Source organism: Taklimakanibacter lacteus, assembly GCA_003576695.1.
In the GTDB taxonomy this organism is placed as follows: domain Bacteria; phylum Pseudomonadota; class Alphaproteobacteria; order Rhizobiales; family Aestuariivirgaceae; genus Taklimakanibacter; species Taklimakanibacter lacteus.
Map to the genome: position 1 here is coordinate 221,747 of QOZQ01000001.1, position 23,566 is coordinate 245,312.

General features: G+C 63.3%; 26 protein-coding genes. 21 read left to right on the plus strand and 5 right to left on the minus strand.

Annotated elements, in window-relative coordinates:
- Positions 1-21: 21 nt before the first annotated feature.
- Positions 22-705: an alpha/beta hydrolase family protein gene (locus DT068_RS01045; RefSeq protein ID WP_119387907.1), complete on the minus strand. Its 684-nt coding sequence runs from the start codon at positions 703-705 to the stop codon at positions 22-24.
- Between the two features lie 137 nt (positions 706-842).
- Between DT068_RS01045 and DT068_RS01050 the strand changes: the two genes are divergently transcribed.
- The 5 genes from DT068_RS01050 to DT068_RS01070 are packed head-to-tail and all read left to right on the plus strand — an operon-like array spanning position 843 to position 3,370.
- Positions 843-1,262: a helix-turn-helix transcriptional regulator gene (locus DT068_RS01050; protein WP_119388291.1), complete on the plus strand. Its 420-nt coding sequence runs from the start codon at positions 843-845 to the stop codon at positions 1,260-1,262.
- A complete protein-coding gene (locus DT068_RS01055) occupies positions 1,259-1,666 on the plus strand; it encodes a VOC family protein (RefSeq protein ID WP_119387908.1) in 408 nt (135 codons plus the stop codon). Before DT068_RS01050 ends, DT068_RS01055 begins: the two co-directional genes overlap by 4 nt.
- Complete coding sequence (locus DT068_RS01060; RefSeq protein WP_119387909.1) at positions 1,663-2,052, plus strand: DUF1801 domain-containing protein; 390 nt, start codon at positions 1,663-1,665, stop codon at positions 2,050-2,052. The genes DT068_RS01055 and DT068_RS01060 overlap by 4 nt, the downstream gene beginning before the upstream one ends.
- A 51-nt stretch (positions 2,053-2,103) precedes the next feature.
- Positions 2,104-2,370: a DUF2277 domain-containing protein gene (locus DT068_RS01065; RefSeq protein ID WP_119388292.1), complete on the plus strand. Its 267-nt coding sequence runs from the start codon at positions 2,104-2,106 to the stop codon at positions 2,368-2,370.
- Between the two features lie 13 nt (positions 2,371-2,383).
- The gene (locus DT068_RS01070; RefSeq protein ID WP_119387910.1) at positions 2,384-3,370 is read left to right on the plus strand and encodes an MBL fold metallo-hydrolase; all 987 of its coding nucleotides are present in this window, start codon (positions 2,384-2,386) and stop codon (positions 3,368-3,370) included.
- Here the strand turns inward: DT068_RS01070 and DT068_RS01075 are convergent.
- Complete coding sequence (locus tag DT068_RS01075) at positions 3,362-4,057, minus strand: TetR/AcrR family transcriptional regulator (protein ID WP_162913930.1); 696 nt, start codon at positions 4,055-4,057, stop codon at positions 3,362-3,364. The genes DT068_RS01070 and DT068_RS01075 overlap by 9 nt on opposite strands.
- Before the next feature lie 72 nt (positions 4,058-4,129).
- Between DT068_RS01075 and DT068_RS01080 the strand changes: the two genes are divergently transcribed.
- From DT068_RS01080 to DT068_RS01090, 3 genes are all read left to right on the plus strand, one after another.
- Positions 4,130-5,434: a phenylacetate--CoA ligase family protein gene (locus DT068_RS01080; protein WP_119387912.1), complete on the plus strand. Its 1,305-nt coding sequence runs from the start codon at positions 4,130-4,132 to the stop codon at positions 5,432-5,434.
- Positions 5,431-6,186 (plus strand): enoyl-CoA hydratase/isomerase family protein, encoded by a 756-nt coding sequence (locus DT068_RS01085; RefSeq protein WP_119387913.1) that lies wholly within the window; start codon positions 5,431-5,433, stop codon positions 6,184-6,186. Before DT068_RS01080 ends, DT068_RS01085 begins: the two co-directional genes overlap by 4 nt.
- Positions 6,187-6,449: 263 nt before the next feature.
- On the plus strand, positions 6,450-6,827 hold the full coding sequence (locus tag DT068_RS01090) for a GFA family protein (protein ID WP_119387914.1): 378 nt from the start codon (positions 6,450-6,452) through the stop codon (positions 6,825-6,827).
- Here DT068_RS01090 and DT068_RS01095 read toward each other — a convergent pair.
- A complete protein-coding gene (locus tag DT068_RS01095; protein WP_119387915.1) occupies positions 6,811-7,446 on the minus strand; it encodes a TetR family transcriptional regulator C-terminal domain-containing protein in 636 nt (211 codons plus the stop codon). The two genes, DT068_RS01090 and DT068_RS01095, sit on opposite strands and share 17 nt — an antisense overlap.
- A 196-nt stretch (positions 7,447-7,642) precedes the next feature.
- Between DT068_RS01095 and DT068_RS01100 the strand changes: the two genes are divergently transcribed.
- The 5 genes from DT068_RS01100 (at position 7,643) to hydA (ending at position 13,138) form a co-directional block, all read left to right on the plus strand.
- Entirely contained in the window at positions 7,643-8,428 is a 786-nt protein-coding gene (locus DT068_RS01100; protein ID WP_119387916.1) for an ABC transporter ATP-binding protein, read from the plus strand.
- Positions 8,429-8,593: 165 nt separating this feature from the next.
- Positions 8,594-9,502: an ABC transporter permease gene (locus tag DT068_RS01105; protein ID WP_119387917.1), complete on the plus strand. Its 909-nt coding sequence runs from the start codon at positions 8,594-8,596 to the stop codon at positions 9,500-9,502.
- Complete coding sequence (locus tag DT068_RS01110) at positions 9,499-10,470, plus strand: ABC transporter permease (protein ID WP_438816393.1); 972 nt, start codon at positions 9,499-9,501, stop codon at positions 10,468-10,470. Before DT068_RS01105 ends, DT068_RS01110 begins: the two co-directional genes overlap by 4 nt.
- A 28-nt stretch (positions 10,471-10,498) precedes the next feature.
- Positions 10,499-11,512 carry an ABC transporter substrate-binding protein gene (locus DT068_RS01115; protein ID WP_119387918.1) on the plus strand — a complete coding sequence of 338 codons (1,014 nt, stop codon included), beginning with the start codon at positions 10,499-10,501 and terminating at the stop codon, positions 11,510-11,512.
- A 168-nt stretch (positions 11,513-11,680) separates the two neighbouring features.
- Positions 11,681-13,138 carry a dihydropyrimidinase gene (gene hydA, locus DT068_RS01120; RefSeq protein ID WP_119387919.1) on the plus strand — a complete coding sequence of 486 codons (1,458 nt, stop codon included), beginning with the start codon at positions 11,681-11,683 and terminating at the stop codon, positions 13,136-13,138.
- Between the two features lie 235 nt (positions 13,139-13,373).
- Here the strand turns inward: hydA and DT068_RS01125 are convergent, their stop codons facing one another.
- Both DT068_RS01125 and DT068_RS01130 read right to left on the minus strand, forming a co-directional pair.
- A complete protein-coding gene (locus tag DT068_RS01125; protein ID WP_162913931.1) occupies positions 13,374-14,273 on the minus strand; it encodes a hypothetical protein in 900 nt (299 codons plus the stop codon).
- Positions 14,274-14,311: 38 nt separating this feature from the next.
- Positions 14,312-14,929 (minus strand): TIGR02466 family protein, encoded by a 618-nt coding sequence (locus tag DT068_RS01130; RefSeq protein ID WP_119387921.1) that lies wholly within the window; start codon positions 14,927-14,929, stop codon positions 14,312-14,314.
- 114 nt (positions 14,930-15,043) lie between these two features.
- On the opposite strand from DT068_RS01130, the gene DT068_RS01135 reads away from it, so the two are divergent.
- The 8 genes from DT068_RS01135 (at position 15,044) to mmsB (ending at position 23,509) form a co-directional block, all read left to right on the plus strand.
- A complete protein-coding gene (locus DT068_RS01135; RefSeq protein WP_119387922.1) occupies positions 15,044-15,856 on the plus strand; it encodes a lytic murein transglycosylase in 813 nt (270 codons plus the stop codon).
- A complete protein-coding gene (locus DT068_RS01140) occupies positions 15,846-16,064 on the plus strand; it encodes a hypothetical protein (RefSeq protein ID WP_119387923.1) in 219 nt (72 codons plus the stop codon). The genes DT068_RS01135 and DT068_RS01140 overlap by 11 nt, the downstream gene beginning before the upstream one ends.
- A gap of 16 nt (positions 16,065-16,080) precedes the next feature.
- Entirely contained in the window at positions 16,081-17,325 is a 1,245-nt protein-coding gene (locus DT068_RS01145; RefSeq protein ID WP_119387924.1) for a Zn-dependent hydrolase, read from the plus strand.
- A 24-nt stretch (positions 17,326-17,349) separates the two neighbouring features.
- Positions 17,350-18,951 (plus strand): M20/M25/M40 family metallo-hydrolase, encoded by a 1,602-nt coding sequence (locus tag DT068_RS01150; protein WP_119387925.1) that lies wholly within the window; start codon positions 17,350-17,352, stop codon positions 18,949-18,951.
- Between the two features lie 16 nt (positions 18,952-18,967).
- Positions 18,968-19,318 (plus strand): RidA family protein, encoded by a 351-nt coding sequence (locus DT068_RS01155; protein ID WP_119387926.1) that lies wholly within the window; start codon positions 18,968-18,970, stop codon positions 19,316-19,318.
- A gap of 334 nt (positions 19,319-19,652) precedes the next feature.
- Positions 19,653-20,678, plus strand: coding sequence for a multiple monosaccharide ABC transporter substrate-binding protein (gene chvE / locus DT068_RS01160; RefSeq protein WP_368904385.1), 1,026 nt, complete (start codon positions 19,653-19,655; stop codon positions 20,676-20,678).
- Positions 20,679-20,781: 103 nt separating this feature from the next.
- The gene (gene mmsA, locus DT068_RS01165) at positions 20,782-22,314 is read left to right on the plus strand and encodes a multiple monosaccharide ABC transporter ATP-binding protein (protein ID WP_119387928.1); all 1,533 of its coding nucleotides are present in this window, start codon (positions 20,782-20,784) and stop codon (positions 22,312-22,314) included.
- A 1-nt stretch (position 22,315) separates the two neighbouring features.
- Positions 22,316-23,509, plus strand: coding sequence for a multiple monosaccharide ABC transporter permease (mmsB, locus tag DT068_RS01170; RefSeq protein WP_119387929.1), 1,194 nt, complete (start codon positions 22,316-22,318; stop codon positions 23,507-23,509).
- Positions 23,510-23,566 lie beyond the last annotated feature (57 nt).

The window sequence follows — 23,566 nt, forward strand, 5'->3', positions numbered from 1 at the left end:
CGGCAACGACATATGAGCCGGTTATGCGGCGATCACCTTGTCGACCCAGCGCGCGAATTCATCCAGAATCTCATTGAGGACTTCCGGATCCTTGCGGCCGCTCTTGGCCGGCACGTGGAACGAATGATCGGCCTGGTCGAAGAGTTTCAATGTCGCTCTCTTGCCGAGTGACTTGGTCACCGGCTCGAGCTGATCGAGCTCAGCCAAAGCATCGCGCGTACCGGTCAGAAATAGCATCGGAATATCGACGTCGGCGAGATGCTGGGCGCGTTCCTGCGCCGGCTTGCCGGCCGGATGCAAGGGGAAGCCCAGGAAGACGAGGCCAAGCACGCCCGGCAGCGGCTCGACGGCTTGCGCGCCTGACGTCATGCGTCCGCCGAAGGATTTGCCACCGGCGAAGAGCGGCAGCTTCGGCAGCAATTTCCGGGCTTCGGCAATGGCGGCGCGCACCGCGGCCTGTGCGAGCTTCGGCGCATCGGGCCGTCCGGATTTCTTCTCCATATAGAGGAACTGATAGCGCAAGGTGGCGATGCCGCGCTCGCCGAGGCCTTCGGCGATCGCCGCCATGGAGCGATGCGTCATGCCGGCGCCGGCGCCATGCGCGAACACATAAAGGGCACGCGGCGATACGGGTTTCAGCAACAGGCCCGAGACGCTGCCTTCCTTGCCGACTTCGATGGTAACGGGCTTTGCTTCTGCCGGCATCGTACAAATTCCCAAGTCTTACAGGAGAGCGGGTTTCGCCTATACTGCCATCCGCAACCATCAATCTCCAGAGGAGGCATGGACCCGTGGGTCAGGACCCCGAGCTGTTGCGGCGCTTGCTGCGCGCCAAGGACCGCATGGATGCGGTCTCGCATGAGGACTGGCCGGTGGAGCGTCTGGCGCAAGTGTCCGGCACCTCCGAGGCTCACTTTGCGCGCTCCTTCAGGCAAGCCTTCGGCGTGCCGCCGCATCGCTACCTGCTCACAAGGCGCATCGAGCGGGCCAAGGCGCTGCTGCGCGAGACGGAACTCTCCATCACGGAGATCGCCCTTCAGACCGGCTGGAACAGCCTCGGCACTTTCGGGCGGATATTCCGCGACGTTACCGGCGAGAGCCCTGGTGCGACCCGGGCGCGCGGGACGGATGCTCGGCATGATCTCGTGCCGGAATGCATGGTCCGTGCCGCCACGCGGCCCCAGCTCACAATAGCAGTTTCGGAGAAGCGGCGGCGCGAGGAGGGTGATACGGAGGGGCCTCAAGAAATGGAGGTCCTATGAGCGAAGCTATTGATGTCGTCGGTATCTATGTCCGGGATCAGGACGAGGCGGTTGGTTTCTATGTCGACAAGCTCGGATTCCGGGTCCTTGCCGATGTGAAGAATGGCCCCTTCCGCTGGCTCACGGTGCAGCATCCGGACCAGCCGTCCTTCCAGCTTGGCCTGTTCACGCCGGGGCCGCCGCTGCATGATGCGGCAACCGCGCAGACTTTGCGCGAGATGGTCGCCAAGGGCGCCATGCCGCCGCTGGTTCTCGCGGTCGATGATTGCCGCGCCGCCTATGATCGGTTGCAGGCGCGGGGCGTGGAATTCACCCAGGAGCCGGTGGAGCGCTATGGCAGTGTCGATGCGGGTTTTCGCGATCCGTCAGGGAACGGGTGGAAGATGATCGAGGCGGGCCAATGACGGCAACGGATAAGATCGACCAGCTGATCGCGAAGCTCGACGACTGGCGTGGCAAGATGCTCGCCAGCGTCCGCAAGGCCATCCTCGGCGCTGATGGCGAGATCATCGAGGAATGGAAGTGGATGGGCAGCCCGGTCTGGTCGCGCGACGGCATCATCGCGGTCGGCAACGCCCATAAGGACAAGGTGAAGCTCACCTTTTCGCATGGGGCGAGCCTTCCCGATCCGGACAAGCTCTTCAATGCAGGCCTCGGCGGCAAGGTCTGGCGCGCGATCGATCTCCATGAAGGCGACAAGATCAATGAGCGGGCGCTCAAGACCCTGGTGTGCGCCGCCATTGCGCATAACCAGGTCAGGGCGAAGAAGAAAGCGCCTAAAAAGCGATGACATGAAAGGTTATATTCCGTCAAAGAGGACCATTCTCCAGAGGAGGCGATGATGTGCCGGAACATCCGCACTTTGTTCAATTTCGAGCCGCCGGCGACGGATGACGAGATTCGCGCCTCGGCCGTGCAGTTCGTCCGCAAGCTGTCGGGCTTCGCCAAGCCGTCGAAGGCGAATGATGCAGCGTTCCATCAGGCCGTCGACGAGGTGACGCTGGCGGCACGCAAGCTGGTCTTCAATCTCCATACGACGGCGCCGCCGCGCAATCGCGAAGTGGAGGCAATGAAAGCCAAAGAGCGATCGAAAGCCCGTTACGCCTGAAGGGAGGTGCTGTATGGCCATCCTTCGAGAAGTCGACAGTGCCGAAGTTCACATCATCGTCGACAATGTCACCGACAGCCTGTCCTCAGTGCCGTCCTTCGTCGAGACGGAGTTTGCGAGCCTTTCAAGGCGAAGGCATGGACATTGGGTGTTGGGCGGCAGCTGCCTATGCTGCGCCGCGCATGGTCTCTCCTGCCTCATCACGATCAGGAGCGGCGACAAAACCAAGACGCTTTTGTTCGACACGGGGCCTGAAGACCGGGTTTTCGAGCAGAATGTCTCGCGCCTCGGTGCCGATCTGGCGGCCGTCGAGGCGATCGTGCTGTCGCATGGCCATTGGGATCACGGCGGCGCCATGCTCAGGGCGCTGCAGATCATCCGCGACCGCAATGGCGGCAAGCGCGTGCCCTATTACGCCCATCCCGACATGTTCCGCACGCGCGCCATGAAGCGGCCGGATGGCTCGCTCCTCGTCATGGAGGACGTGCCGGGCGTGACGGCGCTCAGCGACAATGGCGCGGAGGTCATCAACAGCACGGAGCCGCAAGCGCTGTTCGATGGGCTGGCCTATGTGAGCGGGGAGATCGCGCGCGTGACGCCTTTCGAGCGCGGGCTTCCAGGCCAGCACAGGAAGACGCTTGACGGCAAGGGCTGGGAGCTCGACGAGCTGATCATGGATGAGCGTTTCGTGGCCGTGAATGTCACGGGCAAGGGCCTCGTCGTCTTCACCGCCTGCTCGCATGCGGGCGTGGTCAATGTGCTCAAGCAGGCCAGGGCGTCCTTCCCGAATATACCGCTTTATGCGGTAGCAGGCGGGCTCCATCTTTCCGGCACCAATGAGCGGATCATTGCCGACACGGTGGCGGCGATGCGGGAATTCGGCCTCAAAGTGATCGCCGCCGGCCACTGCACCGGCTGGCGCGCCGTCACGGCACTCGCCAATGAGTTCGGCGACAAGACGCTGGTGCCGCTCGCGGTCGGCAAGCGGTTTTCATTTTGAACCCTGCCGGCCATAGGCTCCGGAACACCACAGCTCGGTGAGCAATTCGGCAATGGCATCCTCGTCATTGGCAAGATGGGCCAGGGCCGGGTCCTTGCGCAAATAGATCTGGGTCAGGAATTCATCGATCATGCCGCCCAGCGCATAGGCCATGGGCAGGAAGGCATCGCGCGATGGCGCGGCGCCCCGGCGTTTGGCGATCGCCGCCGCGACGCGGCCATACCAGTCGCGGTTGAGCCGCTGATAGGACCTTGCGAAAGACGTCGTCTCGCCATTGAGGCCGATGAGGCAGCGCATCAGGCCGGCATTGCGCCGGAAGAGGCGGGTATAAAGCCGGGTCGCCCCCAGGACCCGCTCGCGCGAGCCCGTCTCGCCGTCGCGCGCGCCGGCGATGCTCCTCTGCACGAAGCCCGAGAACTCCTCGATCAGCGTTTCGACCGCGCCTCGCATATCGGTGAAGTAGCGATAGAAGGTGCCATGGGCGAGACCCGCGCCCTGCGTGACATCCGCCACCTTGAGCTCGCCCCGTTCGGTGCCGGCCATCAGCGCCGCGGCGATGCTGGCGAGGAGGCGCGAGCGGGTGCGCTCGACCTTGCGCAAAGCCTGATCCTCCGCCGATGCCAGCAGCGCCTGGGCGAAATCCAGCTCGTCGGAGGAGGCAATCGCTATGGTCCGAGGCTTGTTCATCCTTCCGGACATATTGACATGATTTGCTGGATATGAAAATGACATCATAGTCATTTTATGGAGAAAAGCGCCATGCTGGTCGAGCGGGCGGATTTCGCCGATCTCCAGGAGCTCGCCGCCCATCGGCAGCGCCTGTGGGAGAGCCAGCGCGATTATGTCGCCCGCAGCTCGCCGCTGCATCGGCGCGCCTGGGGCAGCACGCGTCCGCCCCGGAGCCTCGCAGGGCTCGCCGACCTGCCGCTCATCGACAAGGAAATGCTGCGGGCAAGCCAGCGCGACCATTCGCCCTTTGGCGATTATCTGGCGGCCGATGAGAACGAGATCGCCCGGGTGCACCGGACCTCGGGCACGACCGGGACGGCGATGAATCTTGCTCTGTCGCGGCGCGATGCCGAGGAGACAGCCCTGGTCGGCGCCCGCGCGCAAACGGCTTCCGGCCTCAGGCCCGGCCATCGCGTCGTCCATTGCCTCAATTACCGCCTGTGGATGGGCGGCTATACCGATCACGCGACGCTCGAGGCCACCGGCGCCACGGTGGTGCCCTTCGGCGTCGGCGAGACGCAGCTTCTCATCCGCACCATCCGCGAGCTCGGCATCACGGCGATCTCCTGCACGCCGTCCTACCCGGCGGTTCTGGGGCAGGTCATCGCCGAACACTATCCAGGCCTCAAGCCCCGCGATCTCGGCCTCAAGCTCGGGCTGTTCGGCGGCGAGAGCGGGCTCGATGATCCGGAATTCCGCCACCGCCTCGAAGCCGTCTGGGGCTTCAAGGTGCGCAATGCCAATTACGGCGTGACCGACGTGCTCACCACCTTTGCCGGCCAGAGCGAGATTGACGACGACCTGCATTTCGTGGCGCTCGACATTCTCCATCCCGAGCTGATCGATCCCGCCAATGGCGCGGTGCTGCCCTGGCAGGAAGGCTCGCGCGGCGAACTGGTGCTCACCCATCTCTCCCGCCAGTGCCAGCCGCTGGTGCGCTTCCGCACCGGCGACATCATCGTGATCACCGGCACGGGAAAGGCCAGATGCGGGCGCACCGCGCCGCGCCTGCGCGTGGTCGGGCGCAGCGACGATATGGTGGTGGTGCGCGGCATCAACGCCTTTCCGACCCAGGTTGCCGCCGTCATCAACCAGTTCTCGGGCCTGTCGGGTGAATATCGCATCGTGCTCGATGGCCCGTCGCCCTATGCGGTGCTGCCGGTCGAGGCCGAACTCGCGGCGGGAGCGGCGCCGGAAGAGGGGCAAGCCGGCACGATCGAGCAGCGCATCAAGCGCGATATCGGCGTATCGGCGCGGGTGATGCTCGTTCCCTTCAACACCTTGCCCCGCAATGAAGGCAAGACCCGCCGGGTGATCAGGAGAGACAGGCCATGACCAGAACGGTACTCAGCGAGTATCTCGGCGACGGCGTGCAGCAGATCTCGCTCAACCGGCCGCACCGGCTCAATGCGATCGTGCCGGAGCTGCTGGAGGATCTCATTGCCGCGCTCGATGCCGCCAATGAGGATGCCAGAGTGGGGGCGATCGTGCTCACGGGCGAGGGCCGCGCCTTCTGCGCCGGCGATGATCTCAAGGAATTCAGTTCACAGGCCGGGAACGAAGCGGAGACCACCGCCTATATCGAGCGCATCCAGGATGTGACCCGCAGCATGATGTTCGGCGACCGGCCGGTCATCGGCGCGATCCGCGGCTGGGCCTGCGGCGGCGGGCTCGAATGGGTCATCAATTGCGATTTCGCCATCGCCGCGGAAGGCACGCGTTTCTTCTTTCCCGAGATCGCGCTCGGCGTCTTCGTCACCGGCGGCGTCACCGACATCCTGCCGCGCCTCGTCGGCCTGCAACGGGCGCGCGAGATGATCATGCTGGGCGATAAATTCGACGCAACCCAGGCGAAATGCTGGGGTCTGATCCGCGATGTCGTCCCTGACGAGCAGCTGTTGCCGAGCGCACGAGACCTGGCCCGCCGCATCGCCGCCTTGCCGCGCGAACGGGTGCGCGATCTGAGGCATATCCTGGCACGACGGACCGGGGCAGGGCTCGATGCCGCAATGGCGCAAGAAACCCAGGCGACCGTGAAGGGCTTTCTCGATCCCGACAGCGCCAAGCGGGTGGCGCAATTCCGCTGACGCCGGCACGGATCGCGGAAACCCGCCATACAAAGCAGGTCTTCGCGAGGTGACGGCATCATGCGGCAATTCACGATCGGCATGCTTCTCAGCCGGGCGCCGGCTTTCCGAAAAGATCATGCGCAAACAAAAAGCTAGAGCGTGACGTCGACTCCGCGTCATGCTCTCGTGCTCCGCGAAGGCAAGAGCCTCCGATTTGTCGTCGCCGAAGAGAATCATCCATGCTAGTCTGAATCCGACGGCTTAACCTGCGGGAGGGGACAATGCGCTACAAGGGAAGCTGTCACTGCGGCAAGGTCACCTTCGAGGTCAAGGGCGATGTCGCCGCCGGCGCCATTGCCTGCAACTGCTCGATCTGCTCGCGCAAGGGCGCGCTGCTCATCGCCGTGCCGCGCAATGATCTCAGTCTCCTGTCGCCGGAAACCGACCTGCAGAAATACACCTTCAACAAGCATGCGATCGCGCACCGCTTCTGCCGCACCTGCGGCATGCATCCCTTCGCCGAGGACACGGCCGAGAGGCTTGAGCGCCTGGCCTATGTCAATATACGCTGCCTGCACGGCATCGATATCGCCAAGGTCCCGGTGGTGGAGTTCGACGGCCGCGTGGCCTGCCGGTTCGCGATCAAGGCCGCGGCCTGAGCCCATCCTGGATGAGGCGGATGATGGTCGTCTCGGCGTCGGCGAAGTGATTGCTGTTGCGGCCGAGCACGGCGCGGATCTGGATATCGAAATCGGCATAATGCTGGGTCATCGCCCAGATGGTGAAAATGAGGTGATAGGGGTCGATGGCGGCGATCTGCCCCCTGGCGATCCAGCCCTTGATGGTGCGCGCCGTCTCGTCCACCAGCAGCTTCATGGGGCCCGAGAGGAAGTCGCCGATGGCGGGTGCGCCATGCAGCATCTCATTGGCGAACAGCCGCGAGGCCTTGGGGTTGTCGCGCGACATGGCCATCTTGGCGCGGATATAGCGGGCGATCTCGGACAAAGGCTCGCCTGTGGGATCAAGGCTCTTCAGGGGCACCAGCCAGTCGGCCAGGGTCTTTTCGAGGACGGCGCGATAGATGTCGTCCTTGCGGCGGAAATAATAGAGCAGATTGGGCTTCGACATGCCGGCGCGGTCGGCGATCTGGTCGACGGTCGAGCCGCGGTAGCCAAAGGCCGAAAAGACCTCGAGCGCCGCCGCAAGGATGATGTCCTCGTTGATCGCCTGGATGCGGGTTTTGCCCGCAAGCTTCGGTTTGGGCTTTGGTTGCGCCATGACCCATGGTGTTAATTCTTGATCAAATGGTCAATAGCGTTTAGCATCCTTTCCAACGAGTCTTAAAGAAAAAGGGGCGCGATCAGGAAAAGTGGATACCGGTTTTCCGTCCGATCGCGCGCCAAATATAGGTAACGATCACGTTTATCGCTTCAGGCCGCCCGGCCTGAAGCGATCGTGATCTAGGGGAGGTTGAATGGCGGCGGCGTCCGTTATCGAGGCGCGCGAGCTCAGTCTGACATTCGAGACGGCCGATGGGCCGGTCTATGCCCTGTCGAAAGTCAATCTCACCGTCCATGACGGGGATTTCGTGTCCTTCATCGGGCCGTCGGGCTGCGGCAAGACCACCTTGCTCAGGGTGATCGCCGATCTCGAACAGGCGAGTGAAGGCGCCATAACCGTCAATGGCATGACGCCGGAAGAGGCGCGGCGCCAGCGCGCCTATGGCTATGTGTTCCAGGCGCCGGCGCTCTATCCCTGGCGCACGATCGAGCGCAATGTGGCGCTGCCGCTCGAAATCATGGGCTTCGGCGCCACCGAGCGGGCCGAGCGCATCGCGCGCAATCTCGATCTCGTCAATCTCAGGGGCTTCGAGAAAAAGTTTCCCTGGCAGCTGTCGGGCGGCATGCAGCAGCGCGTCTCGATCGCGCGCGCCCTCGCCTTCGATCCCAAGCTCATGCTGATGGACGAGCCCTTCGGCGCGCTCGACGAGATCGTGCGCGACAAGCTCAACCAGCAGCTGCTCGAACTCTGGGCGCGGACAAGGAAGACGGTGGTGTTCGTCACCCATTCGATCCCGGAAGCGGTGTTCCTGTCGAACCGCATCGTGGTCATGTCGCCGCGCCCGGGACGGATCATCGACGTCATCGAGACGAATTTCCCCAAGGACCGCACGCTCGATATCCGCGAGACGCCGGAATTCCTGAAAGTGGCGCATCGGGTGCGCGAGGGTCTGAGGCAAGGGCACTCCTATGAGGATTGAGCGGGGTGGATTCCCCTCCCCCTTTAGGGGTGGGGGGCTTGCAGTCTCCTTGACGCATGAGCTGCATCAGCAGCGCAGTGGGAATCAGCTTTGTGAGACCACCCGACCCCCACCCCCAACCCCTCCCCACAAGGGGGAGGGGAAAAAGAATGACCGGAGGGTCGTATGATCCTCGCCGCCACCGTGACGCGCCCGTCCTTCACCGGTGCCCTCTTCGCCGGCTCGGCACTGCCGGTTGCCATCATCGTGCTTATCGTCCTGGTGGTCTGGTATGTGGCGGCGATCCCGATGAATGCCGTGCTGAGCCAGCCGCTGATCGATCAGGCCGGCGGCGGGCTTGCCAATACGCTGTCGATCTCATGGTCGCTGCCGCGCCCGGTGCTGCCGGCGCCGCATCAGGTCATGGCCGAATTATGGAACACCGTCTTCACGGTGGCGCCATGGCGGCCGCGGTCGCTCCTCTATCATTGCTGGGTGACGCTGTCCTCGACCTTGCTCGGCTTCATGCTGGGCACCATCCTCGGCGTCGCGCTTGCCATCGCGATCGTCCATGTGAAGGCGCTGAACCGCAGCCTGATGCCGTGGATCATCGCGTCGCAGACCATTCCCATCCTCGCCATCGCGCCGATGATCATCGTGGTGCTGGGCTCGATCGGGCTCACCGGCCTCGTGCCGAAATCGCTGATCTCGATGTATCTGTGCTTCTTCCCGGTCACCATCGGCATGGTGAAGGGGCTGACCTCGCCCGATCCGATGCAGCTCGACCTCATGCGCACCTATAATGCGGATGCATCGCAGGTGCTGTGGAAGCTGCGCTGGCCGGCTTCGGTGCCTTTTCTGTTCACCTCGCTCAAAGTGGCGATCGCCATCGCGCTGGTCGGCGCCATTGTCGGCGAGCTGCCGACCGGAGCCCAGGCCGGCATCGGGGCGCGCCTGCTCAATGGCTCCTATTACGGCCAGACCCAGCAGATCTGGGCGGCGCTCGTCGCCGCGGCGGTGATGTCGTCGGGCCTTGTCTGGCTGGTCGGCTTCATCGAGCGGCAAGTGGCGCGCGCCATGGGGGCGAAACCATGATCGCCGCCTTGCGCCACAAGCGGTTTGCCGCCATCGGCTTGCTCGCCCTATCGGGTCTGCTGCTGTGGCTGATGGCGCATCTGGTGACGGCGAGGCCCGGCATTCTCTTCTGGATCGGGGTGCTGGTGCTTTGGGCTCTTGTGTGGATCGGCAATGACGCCTTGTCGGGAATCCGGACGTCCTCGCCACTGACCACCAGGCTGCGCAACCTCGCCGTGCCCGCGATCTTCGGCCTGACCCTTCTGCTGCTGTGGCAGCTCGCCGTGAAAGGCTTCGGCATCCCGCTGGTGCTGCTGCCGGCGCCCTCCGACATCTGGAGCAAGCTCATCACCTCGCTGCCGACGCTCGCGGCCGATTTCGTGCAGACCTTCCTGCGCGCGGTGCTGCCCGGCTGGGCGCTGGGCTCGCTCGCCGGCTTCCTGGTGGCGGTCCTGTGTGACGCCTGGGGCTTCCTCAGGCGCGGGCTCCTGCCGCTCGGCAATCTCTTCGCGGCGCTGCCGATCGTCGGCGTGGCGCCGATCATGGTCATGTGGTTCGGCTTCGACTGGCACTCCAAAGTGGCCGTCGTCGTCGTCATGACCTTCTTTCCGATGCTGGTCAATACAGTGGCCGGGCTGCAGGCGGCGGGTCATCTCGAACGCGACCTGATGCGCTCCTATGGCGCCTCCTGGTTCGACACGCTCGTCAAGCTCAGGCTCCCGGCGGCGATGCCGTTCATCTTCAACGCGCTCAAGATCAACTCGACACTCGCCCTGATCGGGGCCATCGTAGCGGAATTCTTCGGAACCCCCATTGTCGGCATGGGCTTTCGCATCTCGACCGAGGTCGGCCGGCTTGGCCTCGACATGGTTTGGGCCGAAATCGCCGTCGCAGCCATCGCCGGTTCGGCCTTTTACGGGATCATTGCGCTGATCGAACGCGTAGTGACCTTCTGGCATCCGTCCTACCGGTCGCGCAAAGACCCGTAGGCAAACAGGGAGAAGAGGAGACGTTCGCATGAAGAAATTTCTGACGGCCGCGGTGGCAATCGTGGCCTTGGCGGCGGTCGCGGCCATCGCTTATTTTTACCTCGCGCCCGCCCCGACAAAGGGGGTGACGCTGCAGCTCAAATGGGTGACCCAGGCACAATTTGCCGGCTATTACGTGGCTCAGAAGCAGGGCTTCTACAAGGATGCCGGGCTCGAGGTCACGATCAAGCCGGGCGGACCCGACATCGCGCCGCCGCAGGTCATCGCCGGTGGCGGCGCCGATGTGATCATCGACTGGATGCCGTCGGCTCTCGCCTCGCGCGAGAAGGGCGTGCCGCTGGTCAATATCGCGCAGCCCTTCAAGCGCTCCGGCATGATGCTCACCTGCCGCAAGGAGACCGGCATCACCAAGCCGGAAGACTTCAAGGGCAGGACGCTCGGCGTGTGGTTCTTCGGCAATGAATATCCCTTCCTGTCGTGGATGAGCCAGCTCAATATCCCGACCACCGGCGGGGCCGACGGCGTCAATGTGCTGAAGCAGGGCTTCAATGTCGATCCGCTCCTGCAGAAGCAGGCCGACTGCATCTCGACGATGACCTACAATGAATATTGGCAGATCATCGAAGCGGGCGTGAAGCCGGAAGACCTGGTCGTGTTCAAATACGAGGACCAGGGTGTGGCGACGCTCGAGGACGGTCTCTATGTGCTCGAGGACAAGCTCAAGGATCCGGCCTTCGTGACCACCATGGCGAAATTCGTCAAGGCGTCGATGAAGGGCTGGGATTGGGCCCGCGAGCATCCGGATGATGCGGCCAAAATCGTGCTGGAGAATGATGCCACGGGCGCGCAGACAGAGGGCCACCAGAAGACGATGATGCAGGAGATCAACAAGCTCACCGAAGGCTCGGACGGGACGCTCGATGTCGCCGCCGCCGACCGCACGGTCGACACGCTGATGAAGGGCGGTTCGGATCCGGTCATCACCAAGAAGCCGGAAGGTGCGTGGTCGCCGGCGGTCACCGATGAAATGAAGAAGATGTAGGCATACGCATTCCCCTCCCCCTTGTGGGGAGGGGTTAGGGGTGGGGGTCTGGCGGTCTTTCCGTGTTTCTTTGGCAGCACGCGGAGAGACCACCCGACCCCCACCCGGCGCTACGCGCCACCCTCCCCGCAAGGGGGAGGGTAAAGTTTCGAGATAGGGAGTTGTGTCATGTCCATTCTCATCCGCGGCGGCACTGTCGTGAATCATGATCATTCGCGGCGCGCCGATGTGCTCATCGATGAAGGCCGCATCGTCGCGGTGGGCGAGAAGCTCGAGGCGCCGGGCAAGGCAGAGGTCATCGATGCGGGCGGCCTCTATGTGATGCCGGGCGGCATCGACCCCCATACCCACATGGAGCTCATGTTCATGGGCACCGTGTCGGCGGACGATTTCGAATGGGGCACCAAGGCCGCTCTTTCCGGCGGCACCACCATGATCGTCGATTTCTGCATTCCGGCCCCCAAGCAGTCGATGCTCGCCGCCTATCAGGACTGGCGGCGCAAGGCCGAGAAGGCGGCCTCCGACTATTCCTTCCATATGGCGGTGACCTGGTGGGACAAGCAGGTCTTCGACGAGATGGAAACGGTGGTGAAGACCTATGGCATCAACACCTTCAAGCATTTCATGGCCTATAAGGGCGCGCTCATGGTCAATGACGATGAGCTCTATCACTCCTTCTCGCGCTGCGCCGGGCTCGGCGCCATGCCGCTCGTCCATGCCGAGAATGGCGACGTCGTCTTCCGCATGCAGGCCGATCTCCTGGCGCAAGGCATCACCGGTCCCGAAGGCCACGCCTATTCGCGCCCGCCCGAGGTCGAGGGCGAGGCCACCAACCGCGCCATCATGATCGCCGACATGGCGGGCTGCCCGCTCTATGTCGTCCACACTTCCTGCCGCGACGCGCATGAGGCGATCAAGCGGGCGCGCGAAGCGGGAAAACGCGTCTATGGCGAGCCGCTCATCCAGCATCTGACCCTCGATGAGGACGAGTACCGCAACAAGGACTGGGACTATGCGGCAAGGCGGGTGATGTCGCCCCCGTTCAGGCCGAAGAAGCACCAGGAGTCGCTGTGGGCCGGGCTGCAGTCAGGCTCGCTGCAGGTGGTGGCGACCGATCACTGCTCCTTCACCACCGAGCAGAAGCGCATGGGCGCGAAGGACTTCACCCGGATCCCCAACGGCACGGGCGGCCTCGAGGACCGCATGCCGGTGCTGTGGACGGCCGGCGTCAATTCGGGGCGCCTCACCAAGGAGGAGTTCGTCGCCGTCACCTCCGCCAATATCGCGCGCATCCTCAACATGTATCCGAAGAAGGGCCGCGTCGATGTCGGCTCGGATGCCGATCTCGTCCTGTGGGATCCGAACAAGACCAAGACGATCTCGGCCAAGACGCAAGTGAGCCGTATCGATTACAATGTCTTCGAGGGCTATCAGGTGACCGGCCTGCCGGTCAGCGTGCTGTCGCGCGGGCGCATCGCCTGGAAGGACGGCGATCTCAGGGCCAAGGCGGGCGACGGCGATTTCGTGCGCCGCGATCCCTATCCGGCCGTCCATGTCGCCAACTCGACCTGGCGCGAGATCAACAAGCCGCGTGCAGTGAAGCGGGCAGGGGCGGTGACGCCGTAGACGATAGACCTGTAAAGTCGTGTTGACACTGTTCGTCACAAGGCCAGGCGACAAGAATCACCCCGCTGTCGCCTGCCGCTGCGCAATACGGAAGTCTGATTGGGAGGCTTCGCACTCGATCAAGTGTGAGGCGAGCCGGGCTGCCTGGAGCGCGTTCTTTGGCGAGCTCAGGGTGCACAACAGGCAATGGCAGCAGTGATGAAGTGATGAACAGGGCCTGGGCCGTAAAGACCGGTCAGGACTTCTCCGCGCCAACGTGCCTGACGCAGTTTTTGGCGGCAGGCGTCATTTTGCACAGCTGATTTGCAACCAGGCTGCGCGCGCTGTCGAGACTGGTGATGAGGCCCGTGAACAACGCCTCTTCGCCGGATACGAAATAGACAGATCCCGGTCGTGCCTTGGTGAAGAGCGCCAGATAGCCATTGCCGACGCCCATCTTTCCGGCATAGGCGCGCAGCTTCTTCCAGGAGGCTTTGTCGAGTTTCGATGTAGTATAGCTCCTGAGCGTCTCGCGCTTGATGACCTTTCGGCTGAGTACCTTCTTCTTGCCTTTCACGATGCGGTAGCGTTCCTGATAGGTAATGCGCTGGTCGGTCATGGGCGTGCTGAATTCGGTGGTTCCCAGAGAAGCACCGGCCGCCAACCGCTTGCGTCCTCCGGTGATGGCAAGGAGGCAGGCGGCAAGGCAATAAGCACGCCAAGCGAAAGGAGTGCCGTAATATCGCCCCTTTTGCCGGGCTGTCACATTGCAAGTCCGGTCGCCGGGCCAACAGCCGGCAAAAAATGTCCAGCCTACGCCGACATCGAGCTTGCGAGTGCGGATGATCTCGCCCAGAGCGAGGGCTGCTTCGACATCGCCGCCGGGAGATGTCATAAGAATGGGCAGCTGGCTTCCTCCGGCCTGCTTGAGCGCCTTCCTGAGCAAGGAAGGAGTTTGCGCGGTTATCACGCCTTCCGCAGAAATCCATTGCGGGCAGTTCGGTTCACACCCGTTCACATGACTGCGGACTATAACGAAGCGCATGGCCGGTCCGGCACTCATATCCGGCTGCCGTTTCGATTTTCCAGCCGCTTCCGCCAGACCGGGCGAGGTGATTGCGGTCATCACACAGATCAGCAGGACAAGGGCGCGCATGAAGCAAGCTTACACGGTTTCCGCCCGATGCGAAGGGCTCAGCCGATCACAAGATTAAAGCTCACGCTGATGCGCTCGCCCTCCGCCCGGTTGAGCGGAACCTCGTGGCGAAGCCAGCTTTCCCACAGGATCAGGGCGCCGGGGGCGGGCTCGGCGCTGACATAGGTGCGCAAGGGCCGCGGCGCCGAGGCCTTGCGCGGCGGCGCCGCCATCATCATGGCGTGGCGCGGATCCTCGAAGACGATGGGACCCGCACCTTCCGGCGTTTTCACGTAATAGGTGCCGCTCAGCACCGCATTGGTGTGGAGATGCGAGCTGTGCGAGCCGCCTTCCGGGAGGATGTTCACCCACATCGAATCGCACAATGGCCTGCCGCCGCGCAGGTCCCAATGGAGATCCTTCGCGAAACGGGCCGCGTGCCGCTCGATCAGGCGCCTGAGGCGCGCAAAGGGCGGGCTGCGGTCGGGCAGGTCGGCCAGCGAGCCATAGGACGTATAGCCGGCATAGCCGTGCTTCGCGCACCAGCGCCGCCCGGCGAGGTCGGTCTCGGCCAGCGCGAAGGCAGCCTGCTCGAGCTCATGGTTGAGCCGGCCCGAGCCCGCAAGGGTGGCGCGAAAGATGAGGGTCGGAAACAGACTTTCTATGTGATCCGGCATCCGATTGCCATGCCACGGCAAGCCCCTGGGCGCAATCCATCGCGACGGTGACAAAGGCGCGGCTTGATGGCAATGTCGGCGTCCCCGAAACAGTGGTGAAAGGCGGAGGACGGCATGAGGCTCGGCAAGTGGGTGGCGATCGTGGCCGGCGCGGCAGCGCTGGCCGTAAGCGCAAGCGTGGCGCAGGCCGCGAGATGCAGCAGCACAGGCTCGAATTTCGAGAACTGGAAGCGATCGTTCAGCGCCGAAGCCAAGCAGAAAGGCATCAAGCCCAAGGCGCTTGCCGCCCTCATGAACACGAGTTATTCCACCGCCACCATCCGCGCCGACCGCGGCCAGCACAGCTTCAAGCTGTCGCTCTCGGCCTTCATGGCCAAGCGCGGGGCGCCCGCCATCGTGTCGCGCGGCCGTGCGCTCAAGAAATCCAATGCCGCGCTCTTTGCCTCCATCGAGAAGCGCTATGGCGTGCCGCCCGGCCCGCTGCTTGCCATCTGGGGCATGGAGACCGGCTTCGGCAATGTCACCGGCAACCAGAACACGCTCTCGGCCGTGGCGACGCTCGCCTATGACTGCCGCCGCACCGAGTATTTCACCGAGCAGCTCTATGCGGCGCTGGCGCTTATCGACCGGGGCACGCTCTCGGCATCGGCGCGCGGCGCCATGCATGGCGAAGTCGGGCACACCCAGTTCCTGCCCAAGAATGTCCGGCTCTTTGGCGCGGATGGCGATGGTGACGGGCGCATCAATCTGAACTCCAAGGCCGATGCGCTGGCCTCGACCGCCAATTTCCTCAAAGGCCATGGCTGGGTGAGGGGCCAGGGCTATCAGCCGGGCCAGACGAATTTCGGCGCCATCCAGGGCTGGAACGCGGCGACCGTCTACCAGAAAGCCATCGCGATCATGGGCAAGCAGATCGATGGACGATAGGCCGGAACGCAAAGGAAAGCTCGACCAGCCGCTGCACTGGCCATTATGGCTGCGCCTTGCCATCATGGCCGGCATCGCCGTCTGGTTCGTCCTCGATCTCTATCACGGCAACAGCATGTGGGCGGCCATTGCGTTTGCGATGTTCTGCTATGGGGCTTGGACTTTCTTCCTGAACAGGCCGAAGACGCCTGATAATCCACCGCACTAGCCGTTTGGGTAACAGCATGACCAGCAAAAGCAATCTCGCCATCAACCCGCAGCGTCTGTGGGACGCGCTCATGGAAACCGCGAAATTCGGCGCGACGCCGAAAGGCGGCATCAGGCGGCTGACCGTCTCGGACGAGGACAAGAAAGTGCGCGACTGGTTCAAGGCGCAATGCGAGGCCCTGGGCTGCATGGTTTCGGTCGACAGCGTCGGCAACATGTTCGCGCTGAGGCCGGGCCGCAACAACAAGCTCACTCCCATCGCCATGGGCTCGCATCTCGACACGCAGCCGACCGGCGGCAAGTTCGACGGCGTATTGGGCGTCCTCGGCGCGCTCGAGGCGCTGCGCAGCATGGTCGATCTCGGCTATGAGACCAACGCGCCGGTGATGATCGTCAACTGGACGAACGAGGAAGGATCGCGCTTCGCCCCGGCGATGCTGTGCTCGGGCGTCTATGCCGGCGTCTTCACGCAGGATTTCGCCTATAGCCGGGCCGACCGCGACGGGATCACGCTCGGCGATGAGCTCACCCGCATCGGCTACAAGGGATCAGAGCCGGTGGGCACGCACAAGTTCCAGGCGATGTTCGAGCTCCATATCGAGCAGGGACCGATCCTCGAAGCCGAGCACAAGATGGTCGGTGTCGTCACCGGCGTCCAGGGCATGCGCTGGTATGAGGTGACGGTGCGGGGCCAGGAAGCTCATACCGGCGCCACACCCATGCTGCTGCGCAAGAACGCATTGGTGGGTGCTGCCCGCATGATCGAGGCCATCAACAAGGTCGGGCTCGATCATTTGCCGGGTGTGGCGAGCGTCGGCCTCATCGAAAACCGTCCCAACAGCCGCAATGTGGTTCCGGGCGAAGTGTTCTTCACCGTCGATCTGCGCCATCCCGACGAGAACGTGCTCGACAAGATGGAGGCCGCCTATCAGTCGGCGCTGCCCAAGATCGCCGAGGAGCTCAAGCTCGAGGTCGAGGAAAAGCGGATCTGGAAGTCGCCGGCGGTCAGATTCGCGCCCGATCTCATCGAATGCGTGCGCCACGGCGCCGAGCAGGCCGGGTTCTCGACCCGCGTCATGGCCTCGGGCGCGGGCCATGATGCCGCCTATATTGCGCGCGTGGCGCCGACGACCATGATTTTCGTGCCTTGCCTTGGCGGGCTTTCGCACAATGAAGCGGAATCGACCTCGTTCGAGGAATGCGCGGCGGGCGCGCAAGTGCTGCTCAATGCGGTGCTCGAATACGACCGACGCTTTGCCTGAGATCATCATCTTCGGAGAAGCTGAATGAGCCCGAGTCTCGCGACACGCGCCCGCGCAGCGGCCATCCAGATGACGGAGTGGCGCAGCGTCACCGGTACGCAGGGCGAATGCGATTTTCCGCACCTGCTCAAAACCATGCTGGCGCAGGCCCGGTATTTCCATCTGCATCCGGAGCATCTCAAGGTGCAGCCGCTCGATGACGGCACGGCGCGTGCCAATCTCCTGGCGCTGGTGAAGGGCGAGGGCCGCAGGACGGTGGTGCTTGCCGGGCATTTCGACACCGTGCCGTTCGACGACTATGCCGAGCTCGCTCCCTTTGCCTGCGATCCGGAAACACTGCTGCCGATGATCATCGACAAGCTCAAGCGCACGGCCGAGAATCCGCTGGCGCTGGCCGATCTCCTGTCGGGCGACTATCTGCCGGGCCGCGGGCTGCTCGACATGAAGGCCGGGATCGCCGCCGCCATCGCCGTGCTCGAGGCCTTTGCCGCCGAGGAGCATCGTGAGGGCAATATCCTGCTGCTGGCGACGCCCGATGAGGAGGACCGCTCGGCCGGCATGCGCGCCGCGGCCGCGCTCCTGCCCAAGATCGCGCGCGACAGCGATCTCGATATCAGCCTCGTCATCAATCTCGATTCGATCGCCGATGACGGCGACGGTTCCTTCGGCCGTTCGGTGAGCATGGGCTCGATCGGCAAGCTGCTGCTGACGGCGCTGGTCGTCGGGCGCGAGGCGCATGCCTGCTATCCCTTTGCCGGCGTCAACGCCAATTATCTCGCCGCCGAGCTCCTCACCGAATTCGAATGTACGCCCGAGCTCGCCGAGACCAGCGGCCATGAGATCGCCGCACCGCCCAGCGCGCTTTATGCGAAGGACATGAAGAGCGGCTATAATGTTACGACGCCGGCGCGTGTCTTCGTCTACTGGAACACGCTGCAGCATCGCCGCTCGCCGGCGGAAGTGCTGAGCCTCGCTACCGGCATGGCCCGCCAGGCCATGGACCGGGCGATGGAACGGCTCGGCGAACGCGCCCGCGCCGTCAGCCCGCCGCAGCCGTTCCGGCAGGAGAGCGTGCCGGTCCTGAGCTTCGCCGAGCTCATCGCCCAGGCGCGCAAGTCCGATCCCGATTTCGACAGCGCCTTCGCCCTTCTCAATGGCGAGCTGGCGGAACGGCAGGATCTCGACTTCCCGAGCCGGGCGCGGCTGGCGAGCGAGTTCGCCTGGGCCGCGACCAGGCTGCCGGGGCCTGCGGTCATACTGGGCTTCGGCTCATTGCCCTATCCCGCGGTAACGTTCGGGGATGCGCAGCTGGGCGAGCGCCTGATGGCGGTGCTGGGCGAGGCGGCGGCCGAGAAGGGCACGAGCCTGTCGCGGATCGGCTATTTTCCCGGCATCTCCGATATGAGCTTCCTCGGCGAGACATCGGGCGACCTGAGCGTCGCCGAGGCCAATACGCCGATCTGGGGCGCGAGCTTCGCTTTGGCGCCGTCGCCCGGCTACAAAGTGATCAATATCGGGCCCTGGGGGCGCGACTATCACCATTGGCTGGAACGTCTCAATGCGCCCTATGCATTTGATGTCTTGCCTCACCTCATCCTTCGTGCCACCAAGGCCGCACTCGAATAACAGCAGGAGATGTTCCATGGCTTTGAAGCGTATCGGCGCCGGCAACCGCATGAGCGAAGCGGTGATCCACGGCAATATGGTCTATCTGTCGGGATTTGTGGCCGAAACGACGGTTGGCAAGTCGGTCAAGGAGCAGACCCAGGATATTCTGGCGCAGATCGATGAGACGCTGAAAGAGGCGGGCAGCGACAAGACCAAGGTCGTCAAGGCCAATATCTGGCTGACCGACATCAAGACCTGGTCGCAGATGAACGAAGCCTGGGACGCCTGGGTGGTGCCGGGCCAGACGCCGGCCCGTGCCACGGTCGAGTCGAAGCTGGCGGCTCCCGGCCTCGATGTCGAGATCATGGTCGAAGCGGCCATCTGATTTCCTGACCCTCGGTCCACGGGGGCAGAGGGTATTCACGACAGGCAAGAACAATCACGGAAAGGCGCGGGCAGGCATGCCGGCGCCTTCTCCTTTTCTGCGCCCGGATAAGTTTGCGCGTCCAGCTAACCGGGCCTTGGCCAATTGTCCGAGGATCATATAAGCCGTTAGTCCAATTGTAATACAAATAGGCGTTGAACGTCCACGGGTTTCAATCTAATGGACAGGGCAGAGAGACCGATCGGCCGGGAACGGACGATCCGCTCCGCAGCATAACAGGGAGGAATTCATGCTGAATCGCAGACAACTTGTCGCTTCCGTTGCCGGCCTGGCGATGCTTGCCGCCGCGGGCCCCGCCTTCGCCGAAAGCAAGGGGCTCATCGGCATCTCGATGCCGACCAAATCGTCGACCCGCTGGATTTCCGACGGCGAAAGCATGGTCAAGGAATTCACCGCGCTCGGCTACGAGGCCGATCTTCAGTATGGCGAGGACGATATCCCGAACCAGCTGGCCCAGATCGAGAACATGGTGACCAAGGGCGCCAAGGTCCTGATCATCGCCGCGATCGACGGCTCGACGCTGTCCGACATCCTGAAGAAGGCCAAGGAAGCGGGCGTCAAGGTCTTCGCCTATGACCGTCTCATCACCAAGACGGGCGATGTCGACTATTACACCACCTTCGACAATTTCGGCGTCGGCGTGCTGCAGGCGAAATCGCTGGTCGAGGGCCTGAAAGAGCGCTTCCCCGATGTAAAGCCGTGGAACGTAGAGCTGTTCGGCGGATCGCCCGACGACACCAATGCCTTCTACTTCTATGACGGCGCCATGTCGGTGCTGAAGCCGCTCATGGATTCCGGCGAAGTCGCCGTTCCGTCGGGCCAGATGGGCATGGACAAGGTCGGCACGCTGCGCTGGGACGGCGCCGTCGCCCAGGCCCGCATGGACAATCTGTTGTCGGCCAACTACACCGACAAGAAGGTGAACGGCGTGCTGGCCCCCTATGATGGCCTCTCACGCGGCATCATCTCCTCGCTCAAGGGTGTGGGCTATGCCCCCGGCGCCGAAATGCCGATCGTCACCGGCCAGGACGCCGAGCTTGCCTCGGTCAAGGGCATGATGGCGGGCGAGCAGTATTCGACCGTGTTCAAGGACACGCGCGAGCTCGCCAAGGTCACGGCCAAGATGGTCGATACGGTGCTGCAGAGCAAGGAGCCCGAGGTCAACGACACCAAGACCTACAATAACGAGGTCAAGGTCGTGCCGTCCTACCTGCTCACCCCCTATTCGGTCGGCAAGGACGACATCAAGAAGTCGCTGGTCGATTCCGGCTACTACACCCAGGATCAGATCGACAATTGACACGTTTGCGCTATCGGGGGGCTTCGCGCTTGCGAAGCCCCTTGCTTATTGTTCTAATCAATCAAGATCCGGACAACGGACAGGTCAGGCGGGGAGGGCGGAATTGACGCAGCCCATTCTTGAAATGCGCGGCATCACCAAGACGTTTCCGGGGGTGAAAGCCCTGACGGACGTCAATCTCGCGGTCATGCCGGCCGAAATCCATGCCGTGGTCGGCGAGAACGGCGCCGGCAAATCGACCCTCATGAAGGTCCTGTCCGGCGTCTATCCGCATGGCAGTTACGATGGCGAGATCAGGTTCGAAGGCGCAGAACGCAAGTTCGGCACCATCTCCGACAGCGAGACCGCCGGCATCATCATCATCCACCAGGAGCTGGCGCTGATCCCGCTGCTTTCCATCGCCGAGAACATCTTCCTCGGCCATGAGACGGCCAGGCGCGGCATCATCAACTGGTTCGAGGCGTTCCGCCGCTCGGTCGAGCTTCTCAGGAAGGTCGGCCTCAAGGAGCACCCCAATACGCTCATCACCAATCTCGGCACCGGCAAGCAGCAGCTGGTCGAGATCGCCAAGGCGCTCAACAAGAAGGTGAAGCTGCTCATCCTCGACGAGCCGACCTCGAGCCTCAACGAGACCGATTCAAACGCCCTGCTGGCGCTCCTGCAGGAGCTCAAGGCGCATGGCATCTCCTCGATCCTCATCACCCACAAGCTCAACGAGGTGATGAAGGTCGCCGACCGCATCACCATCCTGCGCGACGGCAAGACGGTCGACACGCTCGACACCTCGACCGCCAAGGTGAGCGAGGACCGCATCATCAAGGCGATGGTCGGGCGCGAGCTGACCGACCGCTATCCGCCGCGTGATGCCAAGATCGGCGAGACCATCCTCGAGGTGAAGGACTGGAATGTCTTCCATCCGCTGCATGCCGACCGGCACCTCATCCGCAATGTGAGCTTCACCGTCCGCAAGGGTGAGGTCGTCGGCATTGCCGGGCTGATGGGATCCGGGCGCACCGAGCTCGCCATGTCGCTGTTCGGGCGCGCCTATGGCCAGAAGATCTCGGGCGAGGTCCTGATCCACGGCAAGAAGGCGGATGTCTCGACCATCCCCAAGGCGATGGCGGCCGGGCTTGCCTATGTGACCGAGGACCGCAAGACCTATGGCCTCATCCTCATCGACCACATCAAGCACAATGTGACGCTCGCCAATCTCGACGGCGTCGCCAGGCGCGGCGTGATCGACGATTTCCAGGAGCTCAAGGTCGCCAACAAATACCGCCGCGACCTGGCGATCAGGAGCTCCGGCGTCTATCAGACGACGGTCAACCTGTCGGGCGGCAACCAGCAGAAGGTGGTGCTGTCGAAATGGCTGTTCGCCGGGCCCGACATCCTCATCCTCGACGAGCCGACGCGCGGCATTGATGTCGGCGCCAAATACGAGATCTATGCCATCATCAACGGCCTCGCCGAGCAGGGCAAGGCGGTCATCGTCATCTCGTCGGAAATGCCGGAGCTGCTCGGCATCTCCGACCGTCTCTATGTGATGAACGAGGGCCGCGTCGTGGCCGAGATGCCGACGCCAGAGGCCTCGCAAGAGAAGATCATGCGCGCCATCATGAATTCATGGGAAAAGTGAGATGAGCGAAGTCACCGCACACAGCGAAGCCAAGCCCGACCTGCTGCGCTTCATCAAGGCCCATATCCGCGACTATGCACTGCTGCTGTCGCTGCTCGCGATCATGGTGTTCTTCCAGTTCACCACCTCGGGCACGCTGTTCATGCCGGTCAACATGACCAATATCATCCTGCAGAACAGCTATATCGTGATCATGGCGCTCGGCATGCTGCTGGTCATCGTGGCGGGCCATATCGATCTCTCGGTCGGCTCGGTCTCGGGCTTCATAGGCGCCGTGGCGGCGGTGATGATGGTGACCTGGAAGCTCGACCCGTTCCTGTCGGTCATCGCCTGCCTGGTGGTCGGCGCCGCCATCGGGGGCCTGCAGGGCTATTTCGTCGCCTATCACAAGATACCGGCCTTCATCGTGACGCTGGCCGGCATGCTCATCTTCAAGGGCCTGGCGCTGACCGTGTTGGGCGGCGCCTCGGTCGGCCCGTTCCCGCGCGAGTTCCAGCTTCTGAGCTCGGGCTACATCCCCGATCTCTTCGGCGTCCCGTCATTCAACATGCTGGCCCTGCTGATCGGCGCGCTGGTGACTGCCGTCATCATCTATTTCAACTACCGCGAAAGGCTCAACCAGCAGGAGCATGGGCTGGCCGAGGAGCCGGACATCATCTTCTATGGCCGCAACATCCTGATCGCCATCGCCTTCATCGGCTTCTCCTTCCTGATGGCGCGCTACAAGGGCCTGCCCAATGTGCTGATCGTGATGTTCGCGCTGATCGCGCTGTTCGTCTTCCTCACCACCAATACGACGATGGGCCGGCGCATCTATGCGATGGGCGGCAATGAGAAGGCGACCAAGCTCTCCGGCATCGACACCGAAAAGCTGACTTTCCTCATCTTCGTCATCATGGGGGCGCTGGCCGCCCTTGCCGGCCTCATCTTCGCGGCGCGCCTCAATGTGGCGACGCCCAAAGCGGGCCTGGGCTTCGAGCTCGACGTGATCGCCGCCTGCTTCATCGGCGGGGCGGCGACGACGGGCGGCGTCGGCAAGGTGATAGGTGCTGTGATCGGCGCCTTCATCATGGGCGTCATGAACAACGGCATGTCGATCATGGGTGTCGGCATCGACTGGCAGCAGGTCATCAAGGGCGCAGTGCTGATGCTCGCGGTGTTCCTCGACGTCTATTACAAGAACAAAGCGCGGTAGATGGTCCGGGCATCCGGCCGGACGCGACTTTCACCGCGTGAAAATATAGGCTGAAAT